Origin of the sequence: Nocardia thailandica NBRC 100428 (assembly GCF_000308795.1) — a bacterium.
Taxonomy (GTDB): Bacteria; Actinomycetota; Actinomycetes; order Mycobacteriales; family Mycobacteriaceae; genus Nocardia; species Nocardia thailandica.
The window spans coordinates 1-10,517 of record NZ_BAGK01000078.1 but is presented as its reverse complement, the minus strand read 5'-3'; the positions used below and the strand labels follow the sequence as shown (position 1 = coordinate 10,517).

The window sequence follows — 10,517 nt, the reverse complement described above, 5'->3', positions numbered from 1 at the left end:
GGGGACGCGGTCACCGAGCTGCGCCGCGCGGGCGCGGGCTGGCGGATCCGCACCGCGTCCGGCCGGGACCTGCGGGCGGGCACCGTGGTGGCGGGCGCGCACATCCTGGCGACCCTCGACCTGTTGCGCGCGGGCGGTTTCGACACCGGCACCCTCGACGACTGGCAGCGCCGCATCCGCGTCGGCCCCGGCATCGGCATGGTGGTCCGCGCGGCGACCTCGGCGCTGCCCGCCTACCCGGGCGCCGCCGCGGCCGAGTCCGCCCACGGCCTGCAGCTTCTCGTCGCGGACCGTCGCCAGCTGCGCCGCGCGCACGGCGCGGCCACCGCCGGGGACCTCCCCCCGCGACCGGTCGTGCTGGCCATGAGCTTCAGCGCCCTCGACCCCGGCATCGCCCCGGCCGGGCAGCACCAGCTCTCGCTGTGGGCGCAGTGGCATCCCTACGCGCTCGCCGACGGCAGCGACTGGAGCGCGCACGCGGAGTCCGAGGGCGACCGCATCGTCGCCGAGGTCGACCGCTACGCACCGGGTTTCGCCGCCACCGTCCTGGACCGGTTCGTCCAGACGCCCGCGGACCTGGAACGCGAGCTGGGGCTGCGCGGGGGCAATGTCATGCACGTGGAGATGTCCCTCGACCAGATGATGCTGTGGCGTCCGCTGCCCGAGCTGTCGGGCCAGCGGGTGCCCGGCGCGCCCGGCCTGTATCTGACCGGGGCGTCGACCCATCCCGGAGGCGGAGTGTCGGGCGCCTCCGGCCGCAGCGCCGCCCGGCTGCTCCTGTCCGACTCGCGTGGCCGCCGGCCGTGGTCCCGCCGCCGGTGACGGGCCCGCGCGCGGCGGCCGACGCGCGGTCCCCGACCGACGCCCGCGCGGTGGTCGCCGCGGCCACCCGCTGGTGGCGCGCCGACCGGGCGAGGCGGGTCCCGGCCGTGCTCGCCGCGCTGCTGGTCCTGACCCAGATCGCCTATCCGCTCACCGCCGGTCCGGCGCGCGATCACGTGACGGTGGCGGTGGTCTGCCTGTCGGCGGCCGCCGCGCTCACCCACGCGGCCGCCACCCGCGGTTTCGGCTGGGCCGCCGGGTTTCTGGTGATCGTGTCCGGGCTCGGGCTGACCGCCGAGGTGATCGGCACGGCGACCGGTCACCCGTTCGGCTGCTACTCCTACGCCGCAGGCCGGATCGGCCCCGCGCTCGCGGACGTGCCGCTGGTGGTGCCGCTGGCCTGGACCGGCGGGCTGTATCCGATCTGGATCGTGGCCGGGATGCTCGCCGCGCGGCCGCCTGCCCGGGTGGCGCTGCTGGTCGCCGGCGCGCTCGGCTGGGATCTGTTCCTCGACCCGCAGATGGTCGCCGACGGCCAGTGGACCTGGTGCGACACCGGCTCCGGGCTGCCGGGAATCCCGGAGATCCCGCTGACGAACTATCTCGGCTGGGCACTGGTCGCCACGCTCATGGGGCTGGCGCTGACCCTGCTCGAGCGGTGGCGCCCGCCCGGCGCGCGGAACACGGTCGCGGTGCCGGTCGCCCTGTTCCTGTGGACCTGGCTGGGTTCGGCCCTGGCCCACGCGGTGTTCCTCGGCCTGCCCGCCTCCGCGGCCTGGGGTCTGGCCGGGCTGGCGCCGCTCGGCGTCCCGCTGCTGTGGCGGCGCACGCGCGCCGGTCGCCACGGCTGACCCTCCGGAGACCCCGACGCACCCGGCTCCGGCACCCGCCCCCGCCCCCGATCGCGCTGGTCGGCGGGACAGGGACCGATCCCCCGCGGGCCACTCCGCCCGTCGTTGTGCATTCGGGCGCACACGCCTGGCACGATGTGACCCGTGCAGAGTCTCGTCGCCGACAAGCCGTCCGCTCCCCCGCACCGCTCGCGTGCGCGCCGTGCCGCGGCGATCGCCGTGCTGGTGGCCCTGCTCGCGCCCGTCCTCGCCGGTTGCCTGCGGGTGCAGGTGTCGATGGGCGTCTCGTCCAACGACCGCGTGTCGGGACGCATCGTGGCCGCCGTGGTGCCCACCGCGGCCGGGGACAAGGGTCCGCAGCTCAAGGCGCCCGAGGCGCTCGCGGCCAAGGTTCGGGTCGACCCCTACTCCCAGGACGGGTACGTGGGCTCGCAGGTCTTCTTCGACGACCTGTCCTTCGGCGAGGTCGGCCAGCTCGCCGGCCTGTCGGACCAGACCCAGGGCATGTTCACGCTGAACTTCCAGCGCAGCGGCGACCTGGTCAGCCTCAGCGGCAAGGTCGACCTGAAGTCGGTGCCCCCGCAGGGCTCGGACGTGCAGTTCTCCATCGCCTTCCCGGCCCGGGTGGCCAAGACCAACGGCGACCGGGTCGACGACAACACCGTCACCTGGAAGCTGCCCGCCGGCGACGTCTCCACGCTGCGGGCCGAGGTGAAGTACGCCGACCCGAACACCCGCTCGTTCGCGGGCTGGGCAGGCATCGTCGGCGGGATCACGCTGGCCGTCGCCGCGCTGGTGGCGGGAATGGCCTTCTACAACCGCAATCCGCCGGTCCCGAACGCGCCGCGCCCGAACTTCTCGCCGGGCGACCTGTGGCGCGACGCGCAGGCCCGCTGGCGGGACCGCTGACATGGGCGCGGCGGCGCTGCTGACCAGGGCCGGGGCCGGCCTGGCCGGGCTCGGCGCGGCGACCGCCGTCTACAACCTGCTCACGCTGCGCGCCCTGCCGCGGCGCGTCGCCGGCGTCATCGAACCGGTGACCGTGTGCGTCCCGGCCCGCGACGAGGCCGCGCGCCTGCCCGATCTCGTCGCCGATCTGCGCGCCCAGACCGGCGTGCCCCGGCTGCGGGTGCTGATCCTGGACGACGCCTCCACCGACGGCACCTACGAGGCCGCCCTCGCCGCGGCCGACGGCGACGACCGGTTCACCGTGCTGCGCTCGGCCGCCCACCCCGCCCCCGGCTGGACCGGCAAGGCCGCCGCGTGCGCCCGGCTGGCGGCCCGGGCCGACACTGCGGCACTGGTCTTCGTCGACGCGGATGTGCGGCTCGGCCCGCACGCGGTGGCCGCCGCGGTCACCGAACTGCGCCGCCGCGGCGCGGGACTCGTCTCGCCGTGGCCCGCCCAGCGGGCCGGGTCCGCCGCCGAGCACCTGATCCAGCCGCTGCTGGCGTGGTCGTGGGCGACGACCCTGCCGATGGGCCCGGCCAATCACAGCCTGCGCCCGTCCACCGCCGTGGCCTGCGGCCAGTTCCTGGTCTTCGACGCCGAGGCCTACCGGCGCGCGGGTGGCCACGCGGGGGTGGCCGCCAGCGCCACCGAGGATCTCGATCTGGCGCGCGCGGTCCGCCGCACCGGCGCGACCACGGCCCTGGTCAGCGCGGGCGACGCCGCGACGGCGCGCATGTACGACGGCGCGGCCGACCTGGCCGGCGGCTACACCCGCTGGCTGTGGTCGGCCTATCGCGGCAGCGTTCCCGCCGGCCTCGCGGTGGCCGTGTCGGCCGCGCTCGCCTACTGGGTGCCGCCGCTGGCCGCGGTGTTCGGCCGCGGGCCGACCCGCCGCGCCGGCCTGCTCGGCTGCCTGGCCGCCGTCACCGGGCGGGTCGCCGCCCGCGGCATCGAGACCCGCCGCCCACCGGCCGCGCGCGATCTGCTCTGGGCCCTGGCCCATCCGGCCTCGGTGGCCGGGTATCTCGCCCTGTGGGTGCGCTCGCACCGCGACCGGCGCGCCGGTCGCCTGGTCTGGAAGCAGCGCCCGCTGGTCGCCGACGACACGGAGACCCTCGTCGGCCGTTCGGGCTGAGTCCCGACCGCTCGCGCTCGTGCCCGTGCACGGCGGGAGCGGCCGGGCACGGAGTCACCGCGCTGCCGGCGGAGCCGCGGGCACGGGTCCTCGCCGGGACCTGTTCCGGCCGGGCGGCCCGCAGGTGACTCGAATCGCAGGGCCTGCCGGTGAAGCGCGGATGCGCCCGCCGAACCGCGTTACGGAACGTCGATCAGGCCGACCGTCGGGAGGAAGAAGCACGAGCGGCCGCCGTTGTCGACGGTGCCGAACACCGCGGCCAGCACGGTCCCGTGCCCAGTGTCGACCGGGACCGCGCGGACGCCGCCCAGCGGGATCGCCGCGGCGAGGAAGTCGCGGAGGGCCTGCTCGGCGAACGGCCGGAGCTCGGCCGGGACCTCGGGGGGAACGAGACTCGCGGCGATGTCGCCGAGAGTGCCCATCGAGGCCATGCCGCCGCGCCCGGTGGCGACATTGAGCCAGGCGACCTGCATGCCGGAGGTCTTCGCGCCGGGCGCGTCGGCGGGCAGTCCGGCCGGGACGAAGGTGAACAACGTCTGCCCGGACTTCACGGCGGTGAGGTCGAGGCCGGGCACGCTGACCGTCTGCCGGGGCCAGGGGCCGGGCGCCGCCCCGGCGACCGCGGGGACGAGACCGCCCGCGTCCGCACCGCACCAGCCCGCCGTGGGATACAGGAACGGTTGCACCCCCAGCGATTCCAGCGTCTGTATCGCGGCCGTGTAGGCCGACAGCGGATCGGCCGCGACGGTGCGCGTGCCGGGCGCCGCCCGCGTGACCTCGGCGGGCGGCACCGATTCCGGCGGCCCCGCGAGCACCGCGGGCGCGGACACCGCGAGCACGGCGCACACCGCCAGCGCACCACCGACGATCCTGGCATCGACACGACGCAGCGGGGCCATGACGCCTCCTTCACCGGTATCCACCGAAGGTCGAGGCTACTCCGCGGCCACCGCGGATCCGGCGGCACGCGATCGGCGTGTCACGCGGCGTGTTGTCTGCGGCGTCCAGTATCCGCGCGCGGGGGCGCGAGGCCAACAACTGCGCTCACGCTGATTTCTATCGTTGTGCGCCAACCGAATCCTCGCCATGCTTACCTTCGCTCACGGTCACGGCCGGGGGCACACACCCATCTCGAGCGACCGAGAGACCTGGCTCCGCGACGTCGCAGCAACCCCCCGGCGCGACCGGGTGCGGGTGCTTCTGCCGGGATCGATGGAGGAGGACCACGTTGCTCACCGCTGCTCACCGGCGCAGGCACATCGACCAGTGCCGGGTCACCACGGCGGCCTGTCCGCGCTGAGCGCCGCCAGCTCGCACACCCGTCACTGGCCGGGTGGAGTCCGCCGCCACGCGCGACTCGTCAGCAGGACCCGAAGGATTCACCTATGAGCGCGTTCGCTGTTCCCGGCGCGCACACCGCGCCACCGGCGCTCGACCCGCCACGGGCGGACGAGACCGGCGAGGCGCCCGCGTCACCCCGGATCGCCCGCGCCCGGCACCCCTGGCGCTGGGTCGTCGCCGGCGCCGCGCTGCTGGTCGTCGCGCAGTTCGCGCACGGCCTGATCACCAACCCCGGCTGGGACTGGGGCACCTTCGCGCAGTACTTCTCGGCACCGTCGGTGCTGGCCGCGCTGCGCGTCACCGTCGAACTCACGCTGTGGGGCACGCTGCTCGGCTTCGGGCTCGGCACGCTGCTGGCGCTGGCCCGGGTGTCGAGCAACCCGGTGCTGCAGGTGATCGCCTGGTTCTACATCTGGGCGTTCCGCTCGATCCCGCTGATCGTGCAGCTGCTGTTCTGGTTCAACATCGCCTACCTGTACCAGCGGCTGTCGGTGGGCATCCCGTTCGGGCCCGCCTTCTTCGACTTCGAGGTCAACGGCGTCATCAGCGGTTTCACCGCCGCGGTGATCGGCCTCGCCCTGCACCAGGCGGCCTACTCGGCCGAGCTGATCCGCGGCGGGCTGATCTCGGTGGATCCGGGCCAGCTGGAAGCCGCGGCGGCGCTGGGCATCCCGAGGTGGCGGCAGTTCCGCACCATCGTGCTCCCGCAGGCGATGCGCTCGATCCTGCCGAACGCGGCCAACGAGGTGATCAGCCTGTTCAAGGGCACCTCGATCGTGTCGGTCATGGCCATCGCCGAGCTGTTCTACCAGGTGCAGGTGATCTTCGGCCGCAACGGCCGGGTGGTGCCGCTGCTCATGGTCGCCACGGTCTGGTACATCGTCCTGACCACCCTGCTCTCGATCGCGCAGTACTACATCGAACGCCACTACGCCAAGGGCGCGCAGCGCGAGCTGCCCCCGACGCCGTGGCAGCGGGTCCGCGCCAAGATCACCGAGATCACCGCGGGCGCGCCACGGGGAGCGACCCGATGACCGCCGCGGTCCGGGCGGCCGGCATCCGCAAGTCCTACGGCGCCACCGAGGTGCTGCGCGGGGTCGACCTCACGGTCGAGCCGGGCGAGGTCGTGGCGCTCATCGGCCCCTCCGGGTCGGGCAAGTCGACGCTGCTGCGCGTGCTCAACCACCTCGAGGCGCAGGACGCGGGCACGGTCCACATCGACGGCGAGCTGATCGGCTACCGGCAGCGCGGGCAGGTCCTGCACCCGCTGCCCGACCGGGCGGTGCGCGCCCAGCGCGGCACCATCGGTTTCGTCTTCCAGCAGTTCAACCTGTTCCCGCATCTCACCGTGCTGGACAACGTCACCCTGGCGCCGCTGACCGCCCAGCGCCGGGCCCGCGCCGAGGTCGAGGCGGAGGCGAGGCAGCTGCTCGACCGGGTCGGCCTGGCCGGCTTCGCCGACGCCTACCCGCGCAGGCTCTCCGGCGGGCAGCAGCAGCGGGTGGCCATCGCCCGCGCGCTGGCGCTCAGACCCCGGGTCATCCTCTTCGACGAACCCACCTCGGCGCTGGATCCGGAACTGGTCGGCGAGGTCCTGGCCGTCATCCGCGACCTCGCGCACAGCGGCACCGCGCTGGTGATCGTGACCCACGAGATCGGCTTCGCCCGCGAGGTCGCCGACACCGTCGTCTTCCTCGACGCCGGGGTCGTCGTCGAACGGGGCACCGCGCAGGCCGTCCTCGACTCGCCCACCCATCCGCGCACCCGCGCCTTCCTCTCCCGCGTCCACTGACGCCCACCGCAAGCAGAACAGGTTCGACACAGATGAAGTTCTCCGCACTGATCGGCGCCGCCGCGGCGGCCGCCCTGGTGCTCACCGGTTGCACCGCCGAACCCGAGGCGGCGAACACCGTCACGGCGGGCGAGGTCACCTTCGACCTCTCCCCCGAGCAGGGCACCCGGGTGCACGCCGCGAAGGTCGACGCGATCGCGGCGCTGGTCCCGCAGGCCATCCGGGATCGCGGCACGCTGGTGGTCACCGGGTCGGGCAGCTCCGCGCCGCCGCTGCGGTTCTACGCCACCGACAACAAGACCATCGTCGGCTCCGAGGTCGACTTCGCCACGCTGGTCGCCGATGTGCTCGGACTGAAACTCGTTCCGCAGGTGGCCGACTGGTCGCAGAACTTCGTGCGCGTCGACTCCGGGGAGGTGGACGCGTTCGTCTCCAACGTCACGGTGACCGAGGAGCGCAAGGAGAAGTACGACTTCGCCACCTACCGCAAGGACAACGTCGCGCTCGAGGTGCCGGCCAAGGCGCCCTGGGAGTACAAGGACCGCAGGAGCCTGGCGGGCAAGCGGATCGGCGTCGGCAGCGGCACCAATCAGGAACAGCTGCTGGTCAAGTGGAACGAGGCGAACGTCGCCGAGGGCCTGAAGCCGATCGACATCGCCTACTTCCAGCAGGTCACCGACTACTACCTCGCGCTGGCCTCCCAGCGCATCGACGGCTACATCGGCCCGAACCCGACCGCGATCTACCACTCCACCACCACCAAGGAGTCCACGATCGTGGCCACCTTCTCGGGGGCGGGCGAGCAGTTGCAGGGCGAGATCGCCGTGCTGACGAAGAAGGGCAACGGCCTGATCGAGGCCGTGCAGGCCGCGCTGGCGCACGTGATCGCCGACGGCACCTACCAGAAGGTCATCGACCGCTGGGGCCTGGATTCGGAGAAGGTCACCGAATCGCGGATCAACCCCCCCGGTCTGCCGAAGAAGCAGCCGGCCTGATGTCCCCCTTCCTTTCTCGTCCAGGAGCACGTGTAGTGAATCGTCCCCGTCTGCTCGCCCTCGTCGGCACGCTCGCGGCCGCCACCACCCTCGCCGCCTGCGGCACCGACACCGCGGGCTCCGGCGACGCGGGCCCGCCGCAGCCCGGCGGCACCCTGCGCTACGGCCTGTCCCAGGCGCCCACCTGCTCGGATCCGGCCCAGGCGGGCAGCAACCAGACCATCTACGTGGCCCGCCAGGTGGTGGACTCGCTCACCGACCAGGACCCGAGCACCGGCCAGATCACCCCGTGGCTGGCCGAGCGCTGGGAGGTCGGCCCGGACGCGAAGAGCTTCACCTTCCACCTGCGCGACGGCGTCACCTTCAGCGACGGCAGCCCGCTCACCGCGGAGTCGGTCCGCGACACCTTCGACGCGGTGATCCGGCTGGGCGGGGTCAAGGCGCCGCTGGGCAACAGCTACCTGACCGGCTACACCGGCACCACCGTGGTCGACAAGCTCACCGCGCGGGTGGAGTTCGGCCAGTCCAACGTGCAGTTCCTGCAGGGCTCCTCGAGCGCGGCGCTGGGCATCCTGGCCCCCGCGACCAACGCCAAGCCCGCCGAGGACCGGTGCGCGGGCGGCAACATCGGCAGCGGCCCGTTCACCTACACCGCCTTCGCCAAGGACACCGAGATCACCCTGGCCAAGCGGGCGGGCTACGCCTGGGGCTCCCCGGTGTTCGGCCACCAGGGCGAGGCCTACCTCGACAAGATCGTCTTCACCGTGGTGCCCGAGTCGGGCGTGCGCACCGGCAGCCTCGTCTCCGGGCAGCTCGACGCGATCAGCGACGCGCTGCCCCAGGACGCCCCGCAGATCGAGAGCGCGGGCGGGCGGGTGCTGTCGACCTCGAACCCCGGGATCACCTTCGGTTTCCAGCCCAACGTGACCCGCGGCCCGCTGCGTGACCCGGCGGTGCGCCAGGCGCTGGTCCCGGCGCTGGACCGCCGCCAGCTCGTCGACACCGTGCTCGGTCCGCAGTTCAAGCCCGCCACGTCGGTGCTGGCCGCCAACACCCCCGGCTACCTGGACCTGTCCTCGCGGGTGAAGTTCGACGCCGCCGAGGCGAAGTCGATCCTGGACAAGGCGGGATGGGTCCCCGGCGCGGACGGTATCCGCGCACGCAACGGGGAGCGGCTGAGCTTCTCGGTGCTGTTCAGCCAGGTGTTCGCGGGCAACCAGGCCATCCTGGAGCTGACCCAGCAGCAGCTGCGCCAGGTCGGAGTCGAGCTGAAGCTGGACCTGACCTCGGGCCCGGAGTTCACCGCGCGCCAGAACGCCAAGGACTACGACGCGATCTACTACAACTCCACCCGCGCCGACGGCGACATCCTGCGCCTGAGCTTCGGCCTGAACACCCGCAACTTCAACGCGCGCCAGGCCATCCCCGCGCTCGACGACGCGCTCGACACCCAGGTGCGCACCACCGACCCGGCGGCGCGCAAGGCCCTCGTGCAGACCGCGCAGCAGCAGATCTTCGACAACGGCCTGTGGGTCCCCACGATCGAGCTGTCGCAGGCGATCGGCGCGGCCGCCCACACCCAGGGCGTGAAGTTCGAGGCCTCGGCCCGCCTGCAGTTCTTCGACGCCTGGATCAGCGGGCGCTGATCATGGTCACGTACGTGGGTTCACGGGTCCTGCAAGCGATCTGGGTGCTGTGGGCGGCGTTCACCGTCTCCTTCGTCGTGCTGTACCTGCTGCCCGCGGACGCGGTGTCCATGGCCGCCGACGGCGCGGGCCCCGGCACCCCGGTGGACAAGGCCGCCATCGCCGAACTCCAGGCGCGCTACGGCCTGGACAAGCCGCTGTGGCAGCAGTACCTCGACGCCCTCGGCAACGCGGTGACCGGCGATCTCGGCCACTCCCTGACCACCGGGGACCCGGTCACCGCCGACCTGGCGAAGGCGCTGCCCGCCACGCTGGGCCTGGCGGGTCTGGCGCTGCTGTTCGCCGCGCTCGGCGGCACCGCGCTGGCCTTCGCCGCCACCTACACCCGCCGGCCCTGGCTCCGCAACACCCTGCTGGCGCTGCCGCCGCTGGGTGTGGCGGTGCCGACCTTCTGGACCGGCCTGATCCTGTTGCAGCTGTTCTCCTTCCGGCTGCACCTGTTCCCCGCCTTCGGTGGGACGGGCCTGCGGGGCACGCTGCTGCCCGCGCTGACCCTGGCCCTGCCGATCGGCGCGGTCATCGCCCAGGTGCTGGCGGCGGGACTGGAGTCCACCTGGCGCCAGCCGTTCGCGGAAGTGGCGCTGGCCAAGGGCGCCTCGCGCTGGTGGGTGCAGCGCCGCCACATCGCCCGGCTGGCCGCGGTGCCGACGTTCACCATCGCCGGCGTGCTGGTCGGCACCATGCTGGCCGGTTCGGTGGTGGTCGAGTCGGTGTTCGCCCGCGCCGGGGTCGGGCGGTTGACCCAGACCGCGGTGCTCAATCAGGACATCCCGGTCGTGCAGGGCATCGTCCTGCTGACCGCGCTGATCTTCGTGACGGTGAATCTGGCCGTCGACCTGCTCTATCCGCTGCTCGACCCGCGCATCACCGGTCGTGCCGGCGGTGGCCGGGTCGCGGAGCCCGAACCCGAGGAAACCGGTGAGG

General features: G+C 73.5%; 10 protein-coding genes and 1 riboswitch. Of the genes, 9 read left to right on the top strand and 1 reads right to left on the bottom strand.

The features are described 5' to 3' along the window. From ON36_RS08455 to ON36_RS08440, 4 genes are all read left to right on the top strand, one after another. The coding region (locus ON36_RS08455) for a phytoene desaturase family protein (RefSeq protein ID WP_043649983.1) at positions 1–822 on the top strand (822 nt) is incomplete at its 5' end. A 50-nt stretch (positions 823–872) separates the two neighbouring features. Then, complete coding sequence (locus ON36_RS08450) at positions 873–1,673, top strand: carotenoid biosynthesis protein (RefSeq protein ID WP_052313770.1); 801 nt, start codon at positions 873–875, stop codon at positions 1,671–1,673. 144 nt (positions 1,674–1,817) lie between these two features. Then, entirely contained in the window at positions 1,818–2,582 is a 765-nt protein-coding gene (locus tag ON36_RS08445; RefSeq protein ID WP_083884998.1) for an LppM family (lipo)protein, read from the top strand. A gap of 1 nt (position 2,583) precedes the next feature. Then, complete coding sequence (locus tag ON36_RS08440; protein ID WP_043649980.1) at positions 2,584–3,759, top strand: glycosyltransferase family 2 protein; 1,176 nt, start codon at positions 2,584–2,586, stop codon at positions 3,757–3,759. Between the two features lie 179 nt (positions 3,760–3,938). Here ON36_RS08440 and ON36_RS08435 read toward each other — a convergent pair whose 3' ends face one another. Beyond that, positions 3,939–4,658 (bottom strand): hypothetical protein, encoded by a 720-nt coding sequence (locus tag ON36_RS08435; protein WP_052313768.1) that lies wholly within the window; start codon positions 4,656–4,658, stop codon positions 3,939–3,941. A 224-nt stretch (positions 4,659–4,882) separates the two neighbouring features. Continuing rightward, a riboswitch (SAM riboswitch) is annotated at positions 4,883–4,978 on the top strand. A gap of 166 nt (positions 4,979–5,144) precedes the next feature. On the opposite strand from ON36_RS08435, the gene ON36_RS08430 reads away from it, so the two are divergent. From ON36_RS08430 to ON36_RS08410, 5 genes are all read left to right on the top strand, one after another. Next, positions 5,145–6,134, top strand: coding sequence for an amino acid ABC transporter permease (locus tag ON36_RS08430; protein ID WP_083884997.1), 990 nt, complete (start codon positions 5,145–5,147; stop codon positions 6,132–6,134). Continuing rightward, entirely contained in the window at positions 6,131–6,892 is a 762-nt protein-coding gene (locus tag ON36_RS08425) for an amino acid ABC transporter ATP-binding protein (protein ID WP_043649978.1), read from the top strand. The genes ON36_RS08430 and ON36_RS08425 overlap by 4 nt, the downstream gene beginning before the upstream one ends. A gap of 32 nt (positions 6,893–6,924) precedes the next feature. Then, entirely contained in the window at positions 6,925–7,887 is a 963-nt protein-coding gene (locus ON36_RS08420) for an ABC transporter substrate-binding protein (protein ID WP_043649977.1), read from the top strand. Then, positions 7,887–9,533 (top strand): ABC transporter substrate-binding protein, encoded by a 1,647-nt coding sequence (locus ON36_RS08415; protein ID WP_052313767.1) that lies wholly within the window; start codon positions 7,887–7,889, stop codon positions 9,531–9,533. Before ON36_RS08420 ends, ON36_RS08415 begins: the two co-directional genes overlap by 1 nt. Positions 9,534–9,535: 2 nt before the next feature. Beyond that, on the top strand, positions 9,536–10,517 hold a 982-nt coding region (locus ON36_RS08410; protein ID WP_043649975.1), incomplete at its 3' end, for an ABC transporter permease.

What these genes read in the sequence shown, in the direction of transcription:
- ON36_RS08435 (WP_052313768.1), bottom strand. Translation starts at nt 4,658, where the DNA reads ATGGCCCCGCTGCGTCGTGTCGATGCCAGGATCGTCGGTGGTGCGCTG.
- ON36_RS08415 (WP_052313767.1), top strand. Translation starts at nt 7,887, where the DNA reads ATGTCCCCCTTCCTTTCTCGTCCAGGAGCACGTGTAGTGAATCGTCCC.
- ON36_RS08420 (WP_043649977.1), top strand. Translation starts at nt 6,925, where the DNA reads ATGAAGTTCTCCGCACTGATCGGCGCCGCCGCGGCGGCCGCCCTGGTG.
- ON36_RS08430 (WP_083884997.1), top strand. Translation starts at nt 5,145, where the DNA reads ATGAGCGCGTTCGCTGTTCCCGGCGCGCACACCGCGCCACCGGCGCTC.
- ON36_RS08440 (WP_043649980.1), top strand. Translation starts at nt 2,584, where the DNA reads ATGGGCGCGGCGGCGCTGCTGACCAGGGCCGGGGCCGGCCTGGCCGGG.
- ON36_RS08425 (WP_043649978.1), top strand. Translation starts at nt 6,131, where the DNA reads ATGACCGCCGCGGTCCGGGCGGCCGGCATCCGCAAGTCCTACGGCGCC.